19 protein-coding genes are annotated in these 22,658 nt (G+C 73.6%); 10 read left to right on the top strand and 9 right to left on the bottom strand.

Translation table 11 applies throughout. The features are described 5' to 3' along the window. Positions 1-32: 32 nt before the first annotated feature. The 6 genes from O7622_RS02925 (at position 33) to O7622_RS02950 (ending at position 8,535) form a co-directional block, all read left to right on the top strand. Positions 33-827 carry a TIGR03084 family metal-binding protein gene (locus O7622_RS02925; RefSeq protein ID WP_282311743.1) on the top strand — a complete coding sequence of 265 codons (795 nt, stop codon included), beginning with the start codon at positions 33-35 and terminating at the stop codon, positions 825-827. Next, positions 824-2,500: an acyclic terpene utilization AtuA family protein gene (locus O7622_RS02930; RefSeq protein WP_282311744.1), complete on the top strand. Its 1,677-nt coding sequence runs from the start codon at positions 824-826 to the stop codon at positions 2,498-2,500. The genes O7622_RS02925 and O7622_RS02930 overlap by 4 nt, the downstream gene beginning before the upstream one ends. Further along, complete coding sequence (locus O7622_RS02935) at positions 2,497-3,666, top strand: acyl-CoA dehydrogenase family protein (protein WP_282311745.1); 1,170 nt, start codon at positions 2,497-2,499, stop codon at positions 3,664-3,666. The genes O7622_RS02930 and O7622_RS02935 overlap by 4 nt, the downstream gene beginning before the upstream one ends. Further along, positions 3,663-5,264, top strand: coding sequence for a carboxyl transferase domain-containing protein (locus O7622_RS02940; protein ID WP_282311746.1), 1,602 nt, complete (start codon positions 3,663-3,665; stop codon positions 5,262-5,264). Before O7622_RS02935 ends, O7622_RS02940 begins: the two co-directional genes overlap by 4 nt. Positions 5,265-5,332: 68 nt before the next feature. Next, the gene (locus O7622_RS02945) at positions 5,333-7,348 is read left to right on the top strand and encodes a biotin carboxylase N-terminal domain-containing protein (protein WP_282311747.1); all 2,016 of its coding nucleotides are present in this window, start codon (positions 5,333-5,335) and stop codon (positions 7,346-7,348) included. Then, positions 7,345-8,535, top strand: coding sequence for an acyl-CoA dehydrogenase (locus O7622_RS02950; RefSeq protein WP_282311748.1), 1,191 nt, complete (start codon positions 7,345-7,347; stop codon positions 8,533-8,535). The genes O7622_RS02945 and O7622_RS02950 overlap by 4 nt, the downstream gene beginning before the upstream one ends. A 117-nt stretch (positions 8,536-8,652) precedes the next feature. Here the strand turns inward: O7622_RS02950 and O7622_RS02955 are convergent, their stop codons facing one another. Continuing rightward, positions 8,653-10,431 carry an alpha/beta fold hydrolase gene (locus O7622_RS02955; protein WP_282311749.1) on the bottom strand — a complete coding sequence of 593 codons (1,779 nt, stop codon included), beginning with the start codon at positions 10,429-10,431 and terminating at the stop codon, positions 8,653-8,655. 235 nt (positions 10,432-10,666) lie between these two features. On the opposite strand from O7622_RS02955, the gene O7622_RS02960 reads away from it, so the two are divergent. After that, entirely contained in the window at positions 10,667-11,131 is a 465-nt protein-coding gene (locus O7622_RS02960) for a hypothetical protein (protein WP_282311750.1), read from the top strand. Here the strand turns inward: O7622_RS02960 and O7622_RS02965 are convergent. From O7622_RS02965 to O7622_RS02995, 7 genes are all read right to left on the bottom strand, one after another. Further along, positions 11,118-12,593 (bottom strand): serine/threonine-protein kinase, encoded by a 1,476-nt coding sequence (locus O7622_RS02965; RefSeq protein WP_282311751.1) that lies wholly within the window; start codon positions 12,591-12,593, stop codon positions 11,118-11,120. The two genes, O7622_RS02960 and O7622_RS02965, sit on opposite strands and share 14 nt — an antisense overlap. Before the next feature lie 30 nt (positions 12,594-12,623). After that, positions 12,624-13,082 carry a hypothetical protein gene (locus tag O7622_RS02970; protein ID WP_282311752.1) on the bottom strand — a complete coding sequence of 153 codons (459 nt, stop codon included), beginning with the start codon at positions 13,080-13,082 and terminating at the stop codon, positions 12,624-12,626. A gap of 134 nt (positions 13,083-13,216) precedes the next feature. Next, on the bottom strand, positions 13,217-16,798 hold the full coding sequence (locus O7622_RS02975) for an adenylate/guanylate cyclase domain-containing protein (protein ID WP_282311753.1): 3,582 nt from the start codon (positions 16,796-16,798) through the stop codon (positions 13,217-13,219). Continuing rightward, positions 16,795-17,577, bottom strand: coding sequence for an MBL fold metallo-hydrolase (locus O7622_RS02980; RefSeq protein WP_282314017.1), 783 nt, complete (start codon positions 17,575-17,577; stop codon positions 16,795-16,797). The genes O7622_RS02975 and O7622_RS02980 overlap by 4 nt, the downstream gene beginning before the upstream one ends. 129 nt (positions 17,578-17,706) lie before the next feature. Beyond that, positions 17,707-18,168: a RidA family protein gene (locus tag O7622_RS02985; RefSeq protein WP_013289020.1), complete on the bottom strand. Its 462-nt coding sequence runs from the start codon at positions 18,166-18,168 to the stop codon at positions 17,707-17,709. A gap of 5 nt (positions 18,169-18,173) precedes the next feature. Beyond that, positions 18,174-18,329, bottom strand: coding sequence for a DUF4177 domain-containing protein (locus O7622_RS02990; protein WP_013289021.1), 156 nt, complete (start codon positions 18,327-18,329; stop codon positions 18,174-18,176). Between the two features lie 62 nt (positions 18,330-18,391). Then, positions 18,392-18,832 (bottom strand): hypothetical protein, encoded by a 441-nt coding sequence (locus O7622_RS02995; protein WP_282311754.1) that lies wholly within the window; start codon positions 18,830-18,832, stop codon positions 18,392-18,394. A 334-nt stretch (positions 18,833-19,166) separates the two neighbouring features. Between O7622_RS02995 and O7622_RS03000 the strand changes: the two genes are divergently transcribed. Genes O7622_RS03000 through O7622_RS03010 form a run of 3 tightly spaced genes read left to right on the top strand, consistent with a single transcriptional unit; the run spans position 19,167 to position 21,972 of the window. Next, the gene (locus tag O7622_RS03000) at positions 19,167-19,745 is read left to right on the top strand and encodes a hypothetical protein (RefSeq protein ID WP_282311755.1); all 579 of its coding nucleotides are present in this window, start codon (positions 19,167-19,169) and stop codon (positions 19,743-19,745) included. Positions 19,746-19,794: 49 nt separating this feature from the next. After that, positions 19,795-20,769, top strand: coding sequence for an ArsA-related P-loop ATPase (locus O7622_RS03005; RefSeq protein ID WP_282311756.1), 975 nt, complete (start codon positions 19,795-19,797; stop codon positions 20,767-20,769). Between the two features lie 54 nt (positions 20,770-20,823). After that, positions 20,824-21,972 carry an ArsA-related P-loop ATPase gene (locus O7622_RS03010; protein ID WP_282311757.1) on the top strand — a complete coding sequence of 383 codons (1,149 nt, stop codon included), beginning with the start codon at positions 20,824-20,826 and terminating at the stop codon, positions 21,970-21,972. Positions 21,973-21,981: 9 nt separating this feature from the next. Here the strand turns inward: O7622_RS03010 and O7622_RS03015 are convergent, their stop codons facing one another. Further along, positions 21,982-22,302: a WhiB family transcriptional regulator gene (locus O7622_RS03015; RefSeq protein ID WP_282311758.1), complete on the bottom strand. Its 321-nt coding sequence runs from the start codon at positions 22,300-22,302 to the stop codon at positions 21,982-21,984. Between the last annotated feature and the right edge of the window lie 356 nt (positions 22,303-22,658).

Below are 22,658 nucleotides of genomic sequence, written 5' to 3' on the forward strand. Positions count from 1 at the left end.
TCCCCTGACGCCCACCCCCGCCCGGAGGCACGATGGTCGACCTGACAGCCCTGCTCGCGGATCTGGCCGCCGAGTCCGAACAGCTCGACGCGCTCGTCGCGGAACTGCCGCCGGAGGGATGGGAGCGGCCGACACCGGCCCCGGGCTGGACCGTCGCGCACCAGATCGCGCACCTGGTCTGGACCGACCACGTCGCCTACCTGGCGGCCACCGACGAGTCGGCGTTCTTCGCCTCGGTCATGGCCGCACCGGACCTGTCGCGCCTGGTCGAGGACGGCGCCGTGTCCTTCCTCGCGCCTCCGCCCGCGCTGCTGGCCCGCTGGCGTGCCGGCCGGTCGGCGCTCGCCGGGGCGCTCGCCGCCGTACCGGCCGGACAGAAGATCCCCTGGTACGGCACCAGTATGTCGCCGACCTCGATGGTGACGGCACGGCTGATGGAGACGTGGGCGCACGGCGAGGACGTGGCCGACGCGCTGGGTGTCAGCCGCACCCCGACGCAGCGCCTGCGGCACATCGCGCACCTCGGCTTCCGTACCCTCGGGCACGGCTTCTCCGCCCACGGCCGCGAGGTGCCCACGGCGCCGGTGCGGGTCGAGCTGACCGCACCCGCGGGCGGCGAGGTGTGGGAGTTCGGGCCGGCGGACGCGGCCGACCGGGTGACCGGACCGGCGCTCGACTTCTGCCTGCTCGTCACCCAGCGCCGGCACCGCGCCGACCTGGCCCTGACCGCCACCGGACCGGTGGCCGACGAGTGGCTGGACGTGGCCCAGGCGTTCGCCGGGCCGCCCGGTGGCAAGCGCGAGCCGGCAGACGGAGCCTCCTCGTGAGCGTGCTGCGGATCGGGAACGCGTCGGGCTTCTACGGCGACCGCTTCGCCGCCTGGCGGGAGATGCTCGACGGCGGCGAGCTGGACGTGCTGACCGGTGACTACCTGGCCGAGCTGACCATGCTCATCCTCGGCCGGGACCGGATGCGCGACCCGTCGCTCGGTTACGCCAAGACGTTCCTGCGTCAGGCCGAGGGCGTGCTCGGCACCGCGCTGGAGCGCGGCGTCACGCTGGTCACCAACGCGGGCGGCCTCAACCCGGCGGGGCTGGCCGACGCGATCCGGTCGCTCGGCGACCGGATCGGCCTCCAGGTCCGGGTCGGGTACGTCGAGGGCGACGCGATCCAGCGGCCGGACGCGCTGACCGCGAACGCCTACCTGGGCGCGTTCGGGATCGCGGCCTGCCTCGGCGCGGGCGCGGACGTGGTGGTCACCGGGCGGGTCACCGACGCCTCGCTGGCGGTCGGCCCGGCAATCGCCCGCTTCGGGTGGACCCGCGACGACCTCGACGCGCTGGCCGGCGCGACTGTTGCCGGGCACCTGATCGAGTGCGGCGCGCAGGTCACCGGTGGCAACTTCAGCTTCTTCACCGAGCTGCCGGACGGCGGGCACCGGCCCGGCTTCCCGATCGCGGAGCTGCACGCGGACGGCTCGTCGGTGCTCACCAAGCACCCCGGCACCGGCGGCGCGGTGACAGTCGAGACGGTCACCGCACAACTGCTGTACGAGGTGGGCGGGCCGGACTACCTCGGGCCGGACGTGGTGACGCGGCTCGACACGGTACGGCTGGAGCAGGAGGGCCCGGACCGGGTACGCGTGTCCGGGGTGCGCGGCACGCCGCCGCCGGACACGCTCAAGGTGGGCGTCAACAACCTGGGCGGCTTCCGCAACTCGATGACGTTCGTACTGTGCGGGCTGGACATCCCGGCCAAGGCGGCACTGGTCCGGGGCCAGGTCGAGGAGTCGGTCGGCGCGGAGGGGCTGGAGTTCACGCTGGCCCGCACCGACCACCCGGACACCGGCGACACCGAGGCGGCGAGCGCGCTGCTGCACGTACACCTGCGCGACGGCGACAGGTCGCGGGCCGGGCGGGCGTTCTCGGCGGCGGCGGTGGAGCTGGCGCTGGCCTCCTACCCGGGCTGCACGCTGACCACGCTGCCCGGTGACGCGACGCCGTACGGGGTGTTCACCGCCGACACGATCGCGCAGGACGCGGTCGAGCACGTCGCGGTGCTGCCCTCCGGCGAGCGGGTACCGATCCGGCCGCCGACCGTGGTGAGTGGTTTGCAGGGGCCCCTTATACAACACGAGGCGTTAACAAGGGGCCCTTCCTTGCACGGCACGCGGCGGGGGCCGCTCGGTGAGCTGGTCGGTGCGCGGTCCGGCGACAAGGGTGGCGACGCGAACCTGGGCGTCTGGGCCCGTACCGACGCGACCTGGCCCTGGCTGCGCGACTGGCTGACGGTCGAACGGCTGGCCGGCCTGCTGCCGGAGACGGCGGCGCTCACAGTCGAGCGGTACGAGCTGCCGAACCTGCGCGCTGTCAACTTCGTGATCCGGGGGCTGCTCGGGCAGGGCGTGGCCGCGTCCACCCGGTTCGACCCCCAGGCCAAGGCGCTCGGCGAGCTGCTGCGCTCGCGAGTGGTCGACCTACCGGCGGAGGCACGCGCATGACCATCGTGGACACGCCGGAACGCCGGCAACTGCGCGAGCTGACCCGCTCGTTCGTCACTCGGGAGGTGCTGCCGCACCTGTCGGACTGGGAACGGGCGGGCGAGGTGCCCCGGTCGCTGCACGAGACCGCCGCCAAGATCGGCCTGCTCGGCATCGGCTTCCCGGAGTCGGTCGGCGGCAGCGGCGGCGACCTGCTCGACTCGATGGTGGTCACCGAGGAGATCATCCGCTCGGGCGGATCGTCCGGGCTGGTCGCCGCTCTGTTCACGCACGGGATCGCGCTGCCGCACATCGTCGCCGCCTGCGGCGACGACGGAGGCTCAGGCGGAGGCGGTCCGCAGCATCTCATCGACAAGTACGTCCGTCCCGCGCTGGCCGGGACGATGATCGGCGCGCTGGCGATCACCGAGCCGGACGGCGGCTCCGACGTGGCGGGCATCCGCACCTGCGCGGTCCGCGACGGCGACCACTACGTCGTCAACGGGTCCAAGACGTACATCACCAGCGGGGTCCGCGCCGACTTCGTCACCACTGCCGTCTGCACCGAGTTCCCCGGTTCGGGCTCGGTCAGCCTGCTGGTCATCGACAAGGGCACGCCCGGGTTCACAGTGGGGCGGCGGCTGGAGAAGCTGGGCTGGCACTGCTCGGACACCGCCGAGCTGTCCTTCGCCGACGTGCGGGTGCCGGTGACGAACCGGGTCGGCCCGGAGGACACCGGATTCCTCGCCATCATGCAGCAGTTCGCCAACGAGCGGCTGTCGCTCGCCACCCAGGCGTACGCGACCGCACAGCGCTGCGTGGACCTGGCCGTGCGGTGGTGCCGGGACCGCCAGACGTTCGGCCGGCCGCTCGTCGGGCGCCAGGTCGTCCGGCACAAGCTGGCCGAGATGCACAGCCGCACCGACGCGGCGCGGGCGTACGTGCACGACGTCGCCGAGCGGGTGGCCGCCGGGCAGCCGGTGGTGACCGAGGTGGCGATGGCGAAGAACGTCGCGGTGGGCACCTGCGACTGGGTGGTCGACGCGGCGCTGCAACTGCACGGCGGCTTCGGCTACATGCGCGACGCCGAGGTGGAGCGGCACTACCGGGATGCCCGTCTGCTCGGCATCGGCGGCGGCACCACCGAGATCATGAACGAGATCATCGCGAAGGGCATGGGCCTGTGACAGTCCTGCAGAGCACCATCGACCCGTCCGCACCCGCCTTCACCGCCAACCGGGAGGCGCTGCTGGAACGCCTGGCCGAACTGGACGCGGCACTCGGCCAGGCCCGGGGCGGTGGCGGCGAGAAGTACGTGACCCGCCACCACGGTCGCGGCAAGCTGCTCCCCCGGGAGCGGATCGAGCTGCTGCTCGACCCGGACAGCCCGTTCCTGGAGCTGTCGCCGGTGGCCGCGTACGGCACGGACTTCCCGGTCGGTGCCAGCACCGTGACCGGCATCGGCGTGGTCGAGGACGTCGAGTGCCTGATCGTGGCGAACGACCCGACGGTACGCGGCGGCGCGATCAACCCGTGGTCGCTGGCGAAGACCCGGCGTGCGGGTGAGATCGCGGCGGCCAACCGGCTGCCGATGGTGAACCTGGTCGAGTCGGCCGGCGCGGACCTGCCCACCCAGGCGGAGATCTTCATTCCCGGCGGCCGGGTGTTCCGCGACCTGACCCGGCTCTCCGCGCAGCGGATCCCGACCGTGAGCGTGGTCTTCGGCAACGCCACCGCCGGCGGCGCGTACGTGCCGGGCATGTCGGACTACACCGTCATGATCCGCGACCGTTCGCAGGTCTACCTGGCCGGACCGCCGCTGGTGAAGATGGCCACCGGCGAGGTCACCGACGACGAGTCGCTCGGCGGCGCGGAGATGCACGCCACCACGTCCGGCCTGGCCGACTTCCTCGCCGAGGACGAGCGCGACGGCATCCGGCTGGCCCGGCAGTGCGTCCGCCGGCTCAACTGGCGCAAGCACGGCCCTCCGCCGCGCAGCCCCCACCCGCTGGCACCCCGGTACGACCCGGAGGAACTGCTCGGCATCGCCAGCGCCGACCTGAAGGTGCCGTTCGACCCGCGCGAGGTGCTGGCCCGGGTGCTCGACGACAGCGCGTTCGACGAGTTCAAGCCCGGCTACGGCACAGCGCTCGTGACCGGCTGGGGCGAGCTGCACGGCTACCCGGTCGGCGTACTCGCGAACGCCCGGGGCGTGCTGTTCAGCCAGGAGGCGCAGAAGGCGGCCCAGTTCATCCAGCTCGCCAACGCCGCGGACACGCCGCTGGTCTTCCTCCAGAACACCACCGGCTACATGGTCGGCACCGAGTACGAGCAGCGCGGCATCATCAAGCACGGCGCGCTGATGATCAACGCGGTGTCGAACTCGACGGTGCCGCACCTGACAGTCAACCTGGGCGCCTCCTACGGCGCCGGCAACTACGGCATGTGCGGCCGGGCGTACGAGCCCCGGTTCCTGTTCACCTGGCCGAACGCGAAGTCGGCGGTGATGGGGCCGGCACAGCTCGCCGGTGTGCTGTCCATCGTGGCCCGGCAGGCCGCCGCCGCGCGTGGACGCGAGTACGACGAGGACACCGACGCCGCCATGCGGATGATGGTCGAGCAGCAGATCGAGTCGCAGTCCGGCGCGCTGTTCCTGTCCGGGCGGCTCTACGACGACGGGGTGATCGACCCCCGGGACACCCGCACCGTCCTCGGGCTGTGCCTGTCCGCGATCCACAACGGACCGGTGAAGGGCGCCGAAGGTTTCGGCGTCTTCCGGATGTGACCTGTGAGCGCGAGGAACGCAGCGGAGCGGAGTCCCGCAGTCGCGAACGAAAGGCAGGCTCAGCGTCCATGATCACGAAGCTTCTGGTTGCGAACCGGGGCGAGATCGCCCGCCGGGTCTTCGCCACCTGCCGCGCCCTCGGTGTGGCGACCGTCGCCGTGCACTCCGACGCGGACGCCGACGCGCCGTTCGTGGCCGACGCCGACCAGGCCGTCCGGCTGCCGGGTGACACGCCGGCCGAGACGTACCTGCGCATCGACGCCATCCTGGACGCGGCCCGGCGCTCCGGCGCGGACGCCGTCCACCCCGGCTACGGCTTCCTGGCCGAGAACGCCGGGTTCGCCGCGGCGGTGACCGACGCGGGCCTGACCTGGGTCGGGCCGTCGGCCAAGGCGATCGCCGCGATGGGCGACAAGATGGCCGCCAAGGCACTGCTCGCCGACGCGGGCGTGCCGATGCTGCCCACCTGGACCGACCCGGCCGAGGTCACCGCCTTCCCGGTGCTGGTCAAGGCCGCTGCCGGTGGCGGCGGCCGGGGCATGCGGATCGTCAGCGACGCCGCCGGGCTGGCCGAGGCCGTCGCGGGCGCGCGCCGCGAGGCGGCGGCGGCGTTCGGCGACGGCACGGTCTTCATCGAGCGGTACGTGGAACGCGGCCGCCACGTCGAGGTGCAGGTCTTCGGCGACACCCACGGCACCGTCGTGGCCCTCGGGGTACGCGACTGCTCGATCCAGCGCCGCCATCAGAAGATCGTCGAGGAGGCACCGGGTGTGCTGCCCGACGACGTGCGCGCGGCACTGCACGAAGCGGCGGTGGCGGCCGGGCGGGCTGTCGACTACGTCGGCGCGGGAACCGTGGAGTTCCTGCTGGCGCCGGACGGGCAGGTGCACTTCCTGGAGATGAACACCCGCCTCCAGGTGGAACACCCGGTCACCGAGCTGACCACCGGGCTGGACCTGGTCCGGCTGCAACTGCTCGTCGCCGAGGGCGAGCCGCTGCCGGTCACCAGCACACCGCCGGCCGACGGCCACGCCATCGAGGTACGGCTGTGCGCCGAGGACCCGGCCCAGGGCTTCCGCCCGGCCACCGGCACGCTGCACCGGTTCGCGATCCCCGGGGTCGCGGCCGAGTTCGGTCCGGCCCGTGGCCTGCGCCTGGACTCCGGCGTCGTGGACGGCTCGACGGTGAGCGTGCACTACGACTCGATGCTGGCGAAGCTGGTCGCCTGGGCGCCCACCCGCGCCGAGGCGGCCCGTGCCCTGGCCGGCGCGCTCGCCCGCGCCGAACTGCACGGCGTGGCCACCAACCGGGACCTGCTGGTCCGCTTGCTGCGCAGCGCGGAGTTCACGGCCGTGGACCTCGACACCGGCTTCCTGGGCCGGCACCCGGAGGTGTTCGCGCCGCTGCTGCCGGCGGAGCAGCTTCCGGTGGCGGCACTGGCGGCGGCGCTGTCCGGGGCCGCCGCGCGCCGGGCCGCCGCACCGGTGCTGGCCGGGTTGCCGTCGGGCTGGCGCAACGTGCCTTCCTTCCCGCAGGTCACCCGGTTCACCGGCCCGGGAGACGAGGAGATCGAGGTCCGCTACCGGCTCAACCGCACCGGCAACCTCGCCGAGTGGGGAAGGAAGGGCCCCCTCTTAACGGATCCGGTAGAGGAAGGGTCCCCTCTTAACACCGAGCTGCCGGTGGTCGAGCTGGTGACGGCCACCCCGGACCGGGTGCTGCTCGACGTGGACGGGGTACGGCGGGCCTTCCGCGTACACCGGGTGGGGTCGTCGGTCTTCGTGGACGGCCCGGACGGGGCGGCGAGCCTCACCGAGCTGCCCCGCCTGCCCGTGCCCACCGCGGAGCTGGCGGCCGGGTCGCTGCTCGCGCCGCTGCCCGGCGCGGTGACCCGGGTGCACGTCGAGGTCGGCCAGCGGGTCGCCGCCGGTGACCTGCTGCTGACGCTGGAAGCGATGAAGCTCGAACATCCCGTGCTCGCCCCCGCCGACGGCGTGGTGACGGAACTGCCGGTGCCGGCCGGCGGCCAGGTCGAGACGGGTGCCGTACTGGCCGTGGTGGACCCCGAGGAGGACCCCCAGTGAACTTCGATCTCACCCCCGAACAGGATCAGCTTCGCGACGCCGTGCGGGAGCTGGGACGCAAGTACGGCCACTCCTACTTCGTCGGGAAGGCGAAGTCGGGAGAGCACACCACCGAGCTGTGGCACGAGGCCGGCCGGCTGGGCTACCTGGGCGTGAACATCCCCACCGAGTACGGCGGCGGGGGCGGCGGCATCACCGAGCTGGCGCTGGTGTGCGAGGAACTGGCCGCGACCGGCTGCCCGCTGCTGCTCCTGGTGGTCTCCCCCGCCATCGCCGCCACGATCATCAACAGGCACGGTACGGAGGAGCAGCGCAAGAAGCACCTCCCCGGCCTCGCCGACGGCTCCCAGAAGATCGTCTTCGCGATCACCGAGCCGGACGCCGGATCGAACTTCCACCGCCTCGCCACTGTGGCCCGCCGCGACGGCGACGACTGGCTGCTCAGCGGCCGGAAGATCTACATATCCGGGGTGGACGAGGCCGGGCATGTCCTCGTGGTGGCCCGCGTCGCCGTCGAAGACGGCAGTGCCGGCGCGGGGGACGCGTCTCCGCAGAAGTTGAAGCCGGCGCTGTTCATCGTGCCGACCGACGCGCCGGGCCTGGAGAAGTCCAAGCTGGACATGGAGATCCTGTCGCCGGAGAACCAGTTCCTGCTCTTCCTCGACGACGTCCGGCTCCCCGCCGACGCGCTCGTCGGCGGGTCGCTCGACGCCGGGTTGCCCGCCCTGTTCGCCGGGCTCAACCCGGAGCGCATCACGGTGGCCGCGATGGGCGCCGGCACCGGCCGGTACGCGATCGAGAGGGCAAGCGACTACACCGCCACCCGCAAGGTGTGGGGCGGACGCTCGATCGGCTCCCACCAGGGCGTCTCGCACCCGCTGGCGCACGCGGCCGTGCAGGTCGAGCTGGCCCGACTGATGATCTACAAGGCGGCGACGCTCTACGACGCGGGCCGCGACCTGGAGGCCGGCATCTCCGGCAACATGGCCAAGTACGCGGCGGGCGAGGCCGCCGCGCTCGCCGTCGACACCGCCGTCCAGGCGCTCGGCGGGGCCGGCATGACCACCGAGTACGGCGTGGCGACGCTGCTCGGCGCGGTACGTGCGGGCCGGATCGCCCCGGTCAGCCGGGAGATGATCCTCAACTTCGTCGCCCAGCACGTCCTGGGCCAGGACAAGTCCTACTGACCCATACCGGGCGACGTCCGTCGGGAGGGTGGGCAGACCGATGCTCGCCTCGTCGTGCGCGGGGGTGGGCCCGGGGTACGGCGGGTGCCCGATCACCCGCCGTACCCCGGGGGTCCGTCAGCGGACGGTCAGCGTGCCGACCGCCGGGCGCGGCGTCGCCACCGGCGGCAGCCGCTTCGGCTCGCCCCGGCTCGGCTCGCCCGCCCGGGCCAACGCGCTCTTCGACGCGTCCGCCCGGCCGGCCGCCGCGTCCTCCTGGAACGGCTGCGCGTCACCGACGCAGAGCGTGCCCTTGGCCGGCAGCTTGCCGGTGAGCAGGTACGCGTCGATCCGGCCGGTCGCGCACGCCGAGGTGCCGTACGCGGTGTGGCCCCAGCTGTCGCTGCTCAGCAGGCGGCTGTTCGGCAGCAGCTTCGCCGAGCTGACCGCGCCCTGGTAGTTGGTCGCCGGATCCCAGTAGTTGCCGACCACCAGCACCGGGGCGGCGGTGACCCGGTTGAACGGCCCGGTCCAGGCGTCCTCGTCCCGCACCGTCCAGGTGTTACGGGCACAGGGCGAGGTGCCCCAGGCCCACGCCCGCCCGAAGTACGGCGCCCGCTTGTCCTCCTTCGCCGACAGCGCCGGCCAGGCGTCGGCGCTCTTCGGGTGGTACGCGTCGGTGCAGTCGACGGTCAGGAACGTCTCCAGCCCGTTGTCGTACGGGAAGTCGTACCCCCGCTGTTGCCGGGCCTGCGCGGCGCGGGCGGCGAGCGCCTTGCGGGCCGACGCGGCGGCGGCCTTGCCGGCGGCCGGGTCGGTCGCGGCCAGGAGTTGCACGGTGATGTCGACGACCGACTGCCAGCCGTACGGGTCGTAGAGCGCGCCGAGCGTGGCGCCGACGAAGTCGGCGTAGCTGACGGTGAAGGAGCCGAAGTCCGGGTCCTCGATCACCACCGGCTTCTTGCGCAGCCGCTTCGCCACCGTGTCGTACGCGGCCAGCGGGTTTCCGGTGGCCGCGAGCGCGCACTGCTCGGCGCCGGCCTCGCCGCACCGGGTCAGGATCTCCCGCAGCGCCCGGTACGCGCCGTCGGCGCTGCGCAGCCGCGTCTCCTGGAGCTGGTTGCGGGCACTGCCCTGGCCGATCCAGGCGTTGGGGTCGAGCACGCCGTCGACGACCAGCGCGCGGAAGCGGTCCGGGAACATGTTGGCGTAGTACTGGCCCAGCGCGGTGCCGTAGCTGAAGCCGAGGTAGCTGAGCAACTTGTCACCGACGGCGCGGCGCAGCACGTCCATGTCGCGGGCCACCTCGGCGGTGGACGCTGCGCCGGTGAGCGGCTTGCCGGTGGTGGAGCACGCCTTGCCGACCGTCTTGGACGCGGCGACGTACGCCTTCTCCTCCGCCTTGGTCCACGGGAACGCGACGTTCAGCCCGGCGTACGCCCGGGTCTGGTCCTTCACCGAGCGGAAGCACTTGATGTTCTCGCTGGCCTCGACGCCGCGCGGGTCGACGCCGACGATGTCGAAGCGGTCGAGCAGGTCGTCGCCGAGGAAGTAGGGCGCGGCGAGCGCGATGCTCGTGCCGGAGCCACCCGGGCCGCCCGGGTTGAGGAACAGGCTGCCGACCTTGCGCTGCTGGTCGCGGGCCTTGACCCGGAGCAGGGCGACCTCGGTGGTGGCGCCCTTCGGGTTGTCGTAGTCCAGCGGGAGCCGGACCGTGGCGCACTCGGCGTAGTCGTAGCAGGCGTACCAGTCGAGCTTCGGCGTCGGAACGCGGTCCACCCGGCGCGCCTCGGCGGCGGTGGTCCTGTCGTGCGCGGGTGGTTGCGGAGTCGCCGCCGCGGCGGGCGCGACGGCCGGTCCGGCGAGGAGGACGCCGGCGATCCCGGTTGCGGCCAGGGATCGGATTGCACGGGGCATGAGGCTGCCTTCCGTCGGGGAACAGTTCCGTCGAGGAGACCTCGACCCCCGTCACTTTAGGGATCGACGCCCACGTTAGCGGCCCCCAAACGTGGATCGATACGGCGGACAACCAGATGATGTAACGATTTTTTCTCGATCGTCGCTACCTGCGACTCCGAAGTGGAGCGTCGGTGACGGGAAGCCGTCTCATCCCGCCGGTTGACAGGTGGACGCGCTGGGCCATGCTTGTCGGGTGAGATCGTTCCCGAAGCCCGATGCGCGGGCGAACGCCGTCGTCGCGTCCCTGGCGACGGTGGCGGCGGTGGTGACCCTCGCCGTGTGGCGGCCGCCCGGCATCCTGTCGGTCGTGCTGGCCCTGGTCTGCGTCCTGCTCGCCATGATCACGGGAGTGGCGATCACCGCCGCGCGTCAGCCCGGCGGCACCGTCGGGCCCGCCCCGCAGGCCGAGACCTGGCCGGTCCCCCACCAGGGGTACGGAGTGGACGCCGACACGCTGGAGGCGATCGACCCGCGTGCGGTACGGAACCTGCGCACCCCGCCGGGTCAGCCGATCGACGCGGACACGCTGGAGACGCTGGACCCGCGCGTGGTACGCGGCATGCGGGCGCCGGCGGCGGTGGACGCCGACACGCTGGAGACGCTCGACCCGCGGTCGGTGCGGCAGGGCCGGACCGTGAACGGGCTCAGCGACCGGTGAGCGTGGGACCGGCGAGCGCGTTGACGCCCCGGCCGGCCAGACAGCGGTAGGTGCGGTCCGCCTCGGCCTCCGGCGGCAGCACCTCCAGGTTCCACCCGCTCGCCGCCTTGCCGCCGCTGACCAGCCGGAACGTGTCTGCGTTGCACACCTTGCCGACGGCCGGGTCGGCCACGACCGTCTCGTGCCGGGCCCCGGCGAGACCGGCCGGCAGGTCACCGGCGGCGTAGGTCTCCCAGGTGTGCCGGCCGTCGCACGGCACCCGGCTCGCCTCGGCGCGGTCGCGACGCAGCCGTACCGGACCGAAGCACTCCAGTTCCGTCGCGCAGCGCGCCCCGGCGGGCAGCCGCACGTCGGCGGACGCGCAGCCGGGCACCGGCGCTACCCCGGTCACCCCGCTGGGCGCCGGCGTGGGCGTGACGGCCGGCGCGTGGCCGCCTGCGACCCAGCCCCCAGCGGCCGAGGCGGCCAGCGCCAGCACGCCGGCACCGCCGAGGAACCAGCGCTTGGGCCAGCGCCGGCCACGCGAGGCCACCGTCGGGTGGTCGTCGTCCGCGGGCGGCCGCGGGTTCGGCCCGCCGGTGCGGTGGAACCGGTCGCCGGTGCCACCGTCGTACAGGCCGCCGGTCGCCGGGGCGCCGTCCAGCGGCAGCGAGGCGAGCAGGCCGCGCAACTCGGCCGCGGAGGGCCGCGCGCCCGGGTCGTTCGACATGCCCAACCGGAGTACGTCGATCAGCTCACCGGGCACGCCGGGCAGGCCCGGGATCGGCTGCTGGAACATCTCCAGCACGGTGACCAGGCTCGGGTTGCGTTCGGAGTGCCAGCGCGGCGGACGGCCGTACATCACCGCGTAGAGCGTGGCGCACAGCGAGTAGACGTCGACGGCGGGCGTGGGCGGGCTGTGGTTGAACGTCTCCGGCGGCGCGTACGCCGGGGTGAGCGCCTCCAACATCACCGAGGAGTCGCGGAACTCGGCGAGCACAGCCAGGCCGAAATCGGCCAGGACGGCCGAGTTGAACTCGGAGTGCAGGATGTTCGCCGGCTTGACGTCGCGGTGCAGGACTCCCGCCGCGTGCGAGTGGGCCAGCGCGTCGGCGATCTTCACGCCGAGGTCGCGGGTCTCCGCCGGGCCCAGCGGGGAGGTGCGCATCCGCTCGGCGTACGAGCCGTCGCACAGCTCCATGATGAGGTAGGGGTGCTGGTCGACGGTGACCCCGACGTCGAACAGGTCCACCACGTGCGGGTGCGACGACATCCGCCCGGCGGCACGGGCCTCGCGCAGGAAGCGGGCCTGGTCGCGTTCGCTGTCCAGCGTGCGGTTCTCGATCTTGACCGCGACCTCGCGCCCCACCGAGATCTGAGTGGCCCGGTAGATGGTGGCGTACCCGCCCCGGGCGAACACCTGCAGATCGGTCAGACCGGGCACGATGGGCAGCCGCAGGGAGCCGGGCGGGGTCTCGGTCACGACTCGAAAATACCCAACGATCCGGACCCGTCAGCGCGCCGCGTCGGTGGCCGGCACCGGACCCGGGACGGAGTCGTCAGTGGCGGCGGCCGCCCGGCGGGCGTCCCACCACAGGCCGGCCGCCGTCGCGACCGCGCCCAGCCCCTCCCACACGGCGACCGCGAAGAAGCGGTCCGGCGCGACGTCGGAGAGCACCGCGATGGTGAACACGGTGAATGTGACCAGGCGGAACCACACCGTGAACCGGTAGAACGGCCGCCACTCGGTGGCGACGGCGAGCAGGTAGTAGACCCCCATGTTGAACGAGGCCATCGAGGACGCGGTGAGGAACGTGCCGGTGTAGTCGCCCGGAGCGCGCTCGGCCGGCACCTCGAAGCCGAGCAGGCGCAGCTGCGTCTCCGGCCAGATCAGACCGAGCGCGCCGAGCAGCAGCGCGAGGAGCCCGAAGACCGCGATCGTCCAGCCGGCGCCCGAGCGCGGCAGCCTCATCGTCCCTCCCCAGCGTGGTCTGCCGGTGACGCAGGCGCGCACCGGAAGGCGGCAGTCGATCCACGACTGTCGGGGCCCCACGCTAACCGGCCCCACCGACGAACACATCCCCGGAACCGTCAGAACACGGGCGATCAGCCACCGGAGAGGCGGACCCGCAACGTGTCCGCGGCGATCCGCTCACTGCGCTGCTCGGTGGCGTACGCGAGGCGTACCGCCTCCTCCGCGTTCGTCAGCGCCTCGGCCCGGCGACCGCAGGCGTCGAGCGCCTCGGCCAGCACCAGCAGCGCCACCACCTGGCTGCGCACGTCCTCGGCCGGGGCGGTGATCGACCGCTGCGCCCAGTCCAGCGCCTGTTCGCGCTGGCCGTGGGCGAGCAGCGCGGCGGCGTACCGGGCCATCGTCTGCCGCCGCGAGAACAGCAGCGAGGGCGCGTTCGCCGCGCCGGTCGCGACCGGGGCGAGCAGCCCCACAGCGGTGCCCGGGTCGCCCGCCGCGAGCCGGGCCATGGCGAGCAGCACCCGCGGCGCGACCTGGGCCGGCGCCTGCGGGTTGTGCGGCTCCACCCGGGTCAGCACCGACCGCGCCTCCCGCTCGGCGGTCTCGTGGTCGCCCATGTCCAGCGCCACGAAGCCGCGCAGCGTGCCGGCCATGCCGGTGAGCAACGGGTGGGTGGTCCGGGCGGCGTACTCAAGCGCCTCGGTGAACAGGTCGGCCGCGTGTTCCGGCTCGCCCAGCCCTCGCGCCACCACCCCGCGCACCACCAGCGCGAAGCCCTGCCCCCAGTCGTCGCCCACCTCGGCGAAGTCCCGGTACGCGCGCCGCGCGGCCCGGTCCGCCTCGGCCAGGTCGCCCAGCTCGGCGGTGGCGTACGCCTCGACCGCGCGCAGCGTCCCCACCGCCCACGCCTCGCCGACCCGCTCCCCGAACGGCAGGAACACCCGCGCCATCCGGCACGCCTCCCGCAGCCGGCCGGCGAGCAGCCGGGCGAACGCGGTGGTGCCGCGCATCCAGGCCCGCCCGTACGGGTCCTTCAGCTCGGCGAAGAGCCGGGCGGCCCGGCCGAGCACCGCGTCGGTGCCGGCGAAGTCGCCCCGGGTGGTGGTCACCCAGGCCAGGTTCTGCAAGGACCAGGCCTGCCCTCGGGGATCCCGCGCGGCGAGACTGACCTGGTAGGACGCGGCCAGCCGGCTGCTCGCCTGCCCGAGCCGGCCGGCGATGAAGTCGGCCATGCCGAGCCGCCGCATCGCCGAGGCCCGCAGCGTGGGCAGGCCGGCGTCGGTGGCCACCTGCAACGCCTCCTGCCAGTTGCACTCGGCCCGCTCGGCGTCACCGAGTGTCTGCTGGGCCTGCCCGGCGAGCAGCAGCGCGGCGGTCCGGGTGGCCGGGTCACCGGTGTTCGCGGCGATCTTCTCGGCGAACGCGAGCGCGTCGGCCGGGCGGCCGACCTGGAGCAGCGCCCGGGCGTGCACCACCCGGTCCGCCGGTGGCACCCGGTCGCGGGCCAGCTCGGCCGCGCGCTCGGCGTACTCGACGGCGAGCGCCGGCTCCCCCGACCGCAGCGACCGGCGGGCGGCCCGGCCCAGCGCGGCCACGCCCAGCGGGGTGACCGCCCGGGCCGGCGCATCCGGGCGCAGCTTGACCGCGTCGGCGAGCGCTGTGGCGCGTTCCACGTGCTCGGCGACGAAGTCGTCCCGGGCGGCCTCGGTGAACGCGCCCCCCGGGGCGCCGCCGGTCTCGTCGACGCTCTCCGGGGCGGCCCAGCGGGCCAGCGCCGCGTGCCGCTCGGCCAGCTCGGCCTTGCTCACCCCGGCGTACGCGGCCTCCCGCATCAGCGGGGTGGCGAAGGCGAACCCGCTGCGGGTGCGGTGCAGCATGCGCCGTTGCAGCAGTTCCTCCACGGCCCGGTCCAGCTCGACGGCGGCCACCGCGGCGGGCCGCCCGTCCCGTCCGACCCGCTGCTCCCGCAGCGCCTCCAGTGCTCCCGCCGGTACGGTGTCACCCACCACCGCGGCGTCGCGCAGCGCCGAGCGGGCGTTCGGCGGCAGCGCGTCGATACGCGCCGCGAGCACCGCGGCCAGGTCCCGGGAGAGCAGGCGGCTGCCGAGCGAGCCGGGGGCGAGCCGCCAGCCGACGTCGGCGCCCCGCCCCGGCCCGGCGGTGAGCGCACCGCGCTCCATCAGCAGCGTGACCAGCTCGGCCAGGTAGAACGGGTTGCCCTGCGCGGTGGCGAGCAGCCGGTCCGTGTCGGTCTGGGGCATGCGGCCACCGGACAGGTAGCTGGTGAGCAGCCGGGACGCGTCCGCGCCGCGCAGCGGCGGCAGCGCGTGCACCTCGGCATCCGCGACGCGGGTCAGCGCGCCGGCGGTGCGTACCAGCTCGGGGCGGCCGAGCAGCAGCACCAGGACCGGCCCGCTGAGCCGGTTGAGAGTCAGCGCCAGCGCCTTGAGCGTCTCGGCGGTGGCGTCGTGCAGGTCGTCCACCACGATCACCAGCGGCGCCTCGCCGGCGAGCGCGCTGAGCAGGTCCGCCACAGCTGTCGGCACCGCCTCGTCGTCCGGCGGCGGTCCGGCCGCGTTCCACTCGCCGTTCTCCGTGGCGGGCGGGAGTTCGGCGTACCCGAGCAGGGCCAGGAGCTGGTCCACGGCGATCGGCGGCAGGTCGCCGGGGAGCCGGGACAGGCGCTGGCCGAGGCGGCGCAGCCGCTCCTCGACGGCCGGCCGGGTGACGGCGGTGGCCGCGTCGCCGGGCAGGCCGACGGCGGCCCGGACCAGGTCGGCCAGCGGCGCCAGCCGGCGGCGCTCGCCGAACGCCGCGCAGCGCACCGAGAGGACGCGGGCGCCGGTGTGCGCCGCGTACCGTCCGGCGCCGACGTCGTAGCCGGCGGCGAGGCGTTCCACCTCGGCCGCGAACCGGGACTTGCCGATCCCCGCCTCGGCGGTCATCAGCAGCACCCGGGGCTCGCCCCTGTCGATCACCTCGGCGAGCCGGCCGGCGATCCGACCGATCTCGGTCTCCCGGCCCACGAACGGCGCCTCGTCGCCGAGGCCGGACCGGGTGCCGGGCGCGTCGAGCAGGCCCAGCAGCTCGTACGCCTCGACCGGTTCGCGCTTGCCCTTGAGCCGCAGCGGGCGCAGCGCCCGCCAGGAGGCGACGTGCCGGGTGGCGGCGGAGGTGCGCGCACCGGCGTAGACCGCGCCGACCGCGGCGGCGTCGGCCAGCCGGGCGGCGGTGTTCACCGTGTCGCCGATGACCGTGTACTCGATCGCCGCCTGGATGCCGGCGATGACGTCTCCGGTGTTGAGGCCGACGCGCAGGCCCAGCGGCGCGCCGCCGCCGCGCTCGTCGTCGAGCACCCGCCGCACCGCACGCTGCATGGACAGCGCGGCGCGGACCGCCCGCTCGGCGTCGTCCTCGTGTGCCACAGGCGCGCCGAAGACCGCCATGATCCCGTCGCCGGTGAGCTTGTCGACGTGCCCGCCGAACGTCTTGACCGCGCCCGCGAGGGCCGCGAGCACCCGGTCGGTGACCGCACCGACCCGTTCCGGGTCCAGATCCTCCGACCAGGAGGTGAAGTCGGACAGGTCGCCGAAGAGCACTGTCACCACGCGGCGCTCGGCCGCGGGCAGCGTGGCGGCAGCCGGCAGCGCCGCCCCGCAGTTGTGGCAGAACCGCGCCCCGGGCACGGCTACGGTTCCGCACACCGGGCAGGTCACGGCTGCTCCACTCCGAGGTGTTCGAGCTGGGCCCGGACCGACCACTCGGCGGCCCACCACAGCGACCTGTCGACGTCGGCGTAGACCACTGCGACCACCTCGGCGGCGGTGGTGGCGCCCGCGGCGACGGCGGCGCGCACCTGGTCCAGCCGGGCCCGCCGGTGGGCCAGGTAGAAGTCGGCCGCCACACCGCAGTCGGCCAGCGCCGGGCCGTGGCCCGGCAGCGCCGGGATCTCCCGGTACGTGGAGAGCAGCTCCAGGCTCGACAGGTAGTCGCCGAGGTGCCCGTCCGGGTGGGCGACCACTGTGGTGCCCCGGCCGAGGATGGTGTCACCGGTCAGCACCACACGCTCGCCGCCGTGCGCGGCGACCAGGCAGACCGAGTCGGCGGTGTGCCCGGGGGTGGGCAGCAGTCTCAGGTCCAGCCCCACGTCGAGGGTGGTGTCGGCGCTGAGCGGCTCACCTCCGGCGGTGTGCGCCGGGTCGGCGGCGAGCACCGGTACGCCGTCGAGCAGCTCACGCAACCGGGGCGCGCCCTCGGTGTGGTCGGCGTGCCCGTGCGTGATCAGCACGCACCCGATGCGCCCCTGCGCCACGATCGCGGCCAGGTGCCCCTCGTCGGCGGGCCCCGGGTCGACCACGACGGCGGGCGCGTCCGGCCCGGCCCGCAGCACCCACGTGTTGGTCCCGTCGAGCGTCATCGGCCCCGGGTTCGGCGCACGCAGCAACGTCACCCATCCCGGCAGCCCGTCCGCAAGCGCCCCCGCCGCACCGGCCATACGCCCACCCATGGCTGCGATCGTACGACTCCGCCCGCCGCTCCCCGCGATCTTGCAGTTCCGGCCCGAGCTTTGTCCCCGTCTGGGGCTTCTGCCCGGGCCGCAACCGCAAGATCGCGGGCTGGAGCGTCACGCGACCTCGACGATGACCTCTACCTCTACCGGGGCGTCGAGGGGGAGTTCGGCCACGCCCACGGCGCTGCGGGCGTGGCGGCCGGCCTCGCCGAACACGGCGCCGAACAGGTCGGAGGCGCCGTTGATCACGCCGGGCTGACCGGTGAAACCGGGTGCGCTGGCCACGAAGCCGGTCAGCTTCACCACCTTGACCACGTTCTCCAGCCCGACCAGCGCGTCGATCGCGGCGAGCGCGTTCAGCGCGCACCGCTGCGCCAGGTCCTTCGCCTGCTCGGCCGAGACGCCGTTGCCGACCTTCCCGGTGGCGAGCAGCTTGCCCTCCGCCATCGGCAGCTGGCCGGACACGTAGACGTGCTGCCCGGACTGGACGGCCGGCACGTAGCTGGCCACCGGCGGCACCACCTCGGGCAGTTCGAGGCCGAGCTCGGCGAGCTTCGCCTGGGGTCCGTTGCTCATCGAGGTCAGCCCTTCGGACGCTTCAGGTACGCGACGAGCTGCTCCGGGTTCGGGCCGGGGACCACGGAGACCAGCTCCCAGCCGTCCTCGCCCCAGTTGTCGAGGATCTGCTTGGTCGCGTGGACCAGCAGCGGCACCGTGGCGTATTCCCACTTCTGCATCGGAGGAGGGCTCCCTTGCCTGACTTGGACTTCGGTCAGGCACAGCCTACGGTCCGCCGCGGTCACCAGGACGCGGGACGCGGCTCCGGCGGCGACGGCGGCTCGCCGCACGGGCCCTCGTGCTCGAAGCGCTGCGGGCACCGGCTGCGGTCGGGCAGCAGCAGGTCGCAGAAGACCCGGTGCCTGTTGTTCTGGTCGTCGGCGGTGGAGACGGTGGTCTCGCCCGCGTCCAGCTCCACCAGGAAGCCCAGCGAGGTGGCCACGGTGCCGGCGAGCGCGGTGGCCGCCGCCAGGTCGGGCACCCGGACCTGGAGGTGGATCACGTAGCCGGGCTCGTCCTCGTCCCGCACCCTCCCGCCGGTACGGGGAAGCGTCCGGACCACGTCGGCCGGATGGCCGTAGGAGCGCTCGTTGAACGGCACGCCCGGCCCCTCGGCCTCACCCGGCCGTCCGGCCCGGTCACCGGGGAACTGACCCCGAGGACTGTTCTCCGCGTCGCGCATCCTTCGCCTCCGGGCGTCGTACCTGTTCACCAACACCGCAATCCGGCTCGGAGCCGTCCCCGGCCCGGCTCTCCGCGTCGGGGACGAACGTAGATCCTGCGACAAGTCCCGGCAACGGGACGCGCACGCATCGTCACTTCCAGTCACATTTGCGACACAAGGCTGGCCGGGAACGCGATAGCCGTCTCCGTCCGGCGGGGCGCGTACGCGGGGCTGGCAAGCGGCCCGCCGACCGATACCCTTCCGGACTGGACGCGCGCCGACGCGCGCCCGCACACCTCGACCCGTGCCCGTCGCCTGGGGCGGCGACGGAGCCGCAACCCGGGGGAGACAGATGACCCAACCGCCCGTCGGTGGCGACACCGGCACGCCCGGCGACCCGAATCCGCAACCGCCGCCCACAGGCGGCGCGCCGCCGGGATCCGCACCCCCAGCCGGCCCGCCGGCGTACCCGTCCGAACCCCAGCCGCGCAAGCGACCGGCGGTGCTGATCGTCTCGCTGGTGCTGGCCGCCGCGGTCCTGCTCTGCGGCGGTGGGGGCACGGCCGCGTTCCTCGCGCTGCGCAACAGCGAGGACGGCCAGGGCGCGAAGGAGCCGCAGGTCGCCGTGGACGGCTTCCTCAAGGCCGTCTACCAGGAGCGCGACGCCGAGAAGGCTGCGGCGTTCGTCTGCTCCGCGGCCCGCGACGACGAGAAGATCGCCACCAAGGTCGCCGAGGTCCAGAAGTACGCCGCGCAGTACCAGAACCCCCGGTTCCGCTGGCCCACACCGACCGTCGACAACCAGACCGGGGACCGGGCCACCGTCTCCGCCCGGGTGACCATGACCACCGCCGACGAGAAGGTCGCCGAGCAGGCGCTGCGTTTCACAGTGGTGCGGAAGACGGGTTGGTGGGTCTGCGAGGTCGGCTGATCCCACCGGCCGGACAGAGCTGGTCCCAACGGCTGGTTAGGCTCGACGGGTGGCAGCTAGTGAGCAGCCGGCCGAGTCCGCCGGCAGATGGCCGGCCCGCCTGCACGTGGTGACCGGCAAGGGCGGCACGGGAAAGACGAGCGTGGCCGCCGCGCTGGCCCTCGGCCTGGCCGCCGGGGGCCGGCGCACCCTGCTGGTCGAGGTGGAGGGCCGGCAGGGCATCGCCCAGCTCTTCGGCACCGACCCGCTGCCGTACGAGGAGCGGCACCTCGCCGACGCACCCGGCGGCGGTGAGGTGCGGGCGCTGGCGGTCGACGCCGAGGAGGCGCTCCTCGAATACCTGGACATGTTCTACAAGCTCGGCGCCGCCGGCCGGGCACTGCGCAAGCTCGGCGCGATCGACTTCGCCACCACGATCGCGCCGGGCCTGCGCGACGTGCTGCTCACCGGCAAGGTCAAGGAGGCGACCACCCGGACCAGCGGGTCGCGCCGGACGTACGACGCGGTGGTGCTGGACGCGCCGCCGACCGGGCGGATCGGCCGTTTCCTGAACGTGACGGCGGAGACCGCCCGGCTGGCGAAGGTCGGCCCGATCAAGACCCAGAGCGAGGGCGTCTCAGCGCTGCTCCGGTCGCCGATGACCGCTGTGCACGTGGTCACGCTGCTGGAGGAGATGCCGGTCCAGGAGACGCTCGACGCGGTCGCGGAGCTGACCCAGCTCGGTTTCCCGGTCGGCCGCGTGATCGTCAACGGCGGCCGCCCGCCGGTGCCGGCCGGGCGGGCGGTGACAGCGGCCGAGCTGAAGCGCGGGCTGGCCGCCGCCGGCCTGCCGACCGACGGCCCGACCGTGGCCGGGCTCGTCGAGGAGGCTCGTGACCAGCAGGTACGCCGTGAGCTGGAGGACTCCCTCCGGGGTGACCTGGTGGACCTCGGCCTGCCCCTGGTCGAGTTGCCGCTGCTGCCCGAGGGGGTCGACCGGGCCGGGCTGGAGACGCTCGCCGAGGCCCTCGTCTGGGCGGATTGACTCACACCTGCGGCCGGCACGGAGCAGAGTGACCCTCGGGACCGATACGCTCGATTGGTGCCTTCCGAAGACGCGGCGCCTCCGCTTGACGTCGACCAGATCCTCGCCGACGACGGCGTACGGATCGTGGTCTGCTGCGGGGCGGGCGGCGTGGGCAAGACGACCACGGCGGCGGCGCTGGCGCTGCGGGCGGCCGAGCGGCACGGCCGGCGGACGGTGGTGCTCACCATCGACCCGGCCCGCCGGCTGGCCCAGTCGCTCGGCCTGACCGAGCTGGACAACACACCCCGGCAGGTCAAGGGCATCGACGTCGAGGCCAGCGGCGGCGAACTGCACGCCATGATGCTCGACATGAAGCGCACGTTCGACGACGTGGTGCTTCAGCACACCGACCCGGCGAAGGCCGCGGAGATCTTCGCCAACCCCTTCTACCAGGCCATGAGTTCCACCTTCGCCGGCACACAGGAATACATGGCGATGGAGAAGCTGGGCCAGTTGCACGCCCGGGGCGAGTGGGACCTGATCGTGGTGGACACGCCGCCGTCGCGCTCCGCGCTCGACTTCCTGGACGCGCCGGCCCGGCTGTCCCGGTTCCTCGACGGCCGGATGCTGCGCCTGCTGCTGGCCCCCGCGCGCAGCGGCGGGCGGAGCATGTTCAGCCTGGTCACGGCGAGCTTCGGGATGTTCTCCAAGGTGGTGCAGAAGGTGATCGGCGCCCAGCTGCTCACCGACCTGTCCGGCTTCGTGGCCGCCCTCGACTCGATGTTCGGCGGGTTCCGGCAGCGCGCCGAGCAGACGTACCGGATCCTCCAGGCCCGGGAGACGGCGTTCCTGCTGGTCGCGACGCCGGAGCCGGACGCGGTCCGGGAGGCCGCCTACTTCGCCGGCCGCCTGCGCGAGGAGCGGATGCCGCTGGCCGGGCTGGTGCTCAACCGGGTGCACCGGCCGGCGTCGGACCTGTCCGCCGCGGAGAGCCTGGCCGCCGCTGAGCGGCTGGCCGGTGTGGGTGGGCACGAGGGCACCGTCGAGGTGTTGCGCGCGCACGCCGCGCTGGCCCAGCAGGCGGTACGCGAGGAGCAGGTGGCGGCCCGGTTCACCGAGGCGTTCCCGGCGGTGCCGGCGGTGTCGGTGACGGCGCAGCCCGCCGACGTGCACGACGTCGACGGGCTGCGGACGATCGGCGAGGCGATCAGCCGGAGCTGACCGGTGCGGTCAGGTGGCCGTGGTGACCAGGATCTTGTCCTTGCCGGCCTTCTCCTTGGCGTTCTTCTTCATGGCCGCCTCGAACATCTTGCGCCAGCTGGTGACCTGCGGGTGACGGCGTAGCAACGCCCGGCGCTCGCGCTCGGTCATGCCACCCCACACGCCGAACTCGATCCGGTTGTCGAGCGCGTCGGCCAGGCACTCGTACCGAACTGGGCAGCTCCGGCAGATCCTCTTCGCCACGTTCTGTTCGGCGCCCTGTACGAACAACGCGTCCGGGTCTCCGTTCTGACATGCCGCCAGTGACGGCCAGTCAGTGATCATGCCCATCTGTACACGTCCCCCCTTGCAGTACCTACCGACTTCGCGCGAGCAGCCCTCGTACATCCCCCCGGTCGTTCGCCCCGGCCTCCCCAGGGCGGCACGAACGACTCATGGCTGCGGTCGCCGCCACCATCATGCTGTGTAGTCGCCCGATTACGCAACGTTGTCGGCGAAATCCATCATTCCGGACACTCCCGGCTTCCCGGGCTTTCGCCCCGCGACTACCCCGCCCGACTACGTGAAAACGCTGCGCCGCTCCCGGACTTCGGCGAGACTTCCGCCGGATCCCACGCAACCTCGGACCAGGGCTCGTGCGTTTAGCACAACGAGGCCGGCGCGTGCAGGAAATGGGGAAAGTTCCC

The sequence above is a fragment of the Micromonospora sp. WMMD1076 genome, from assembly GCF_029581475.1.
Classification (GTDB): Bacteria; Actinomycetota; Actinomycetes; order Mycobacteriales; family Micromonosporaceae; genus Micromonospora; species Micromonospora aurantiaca.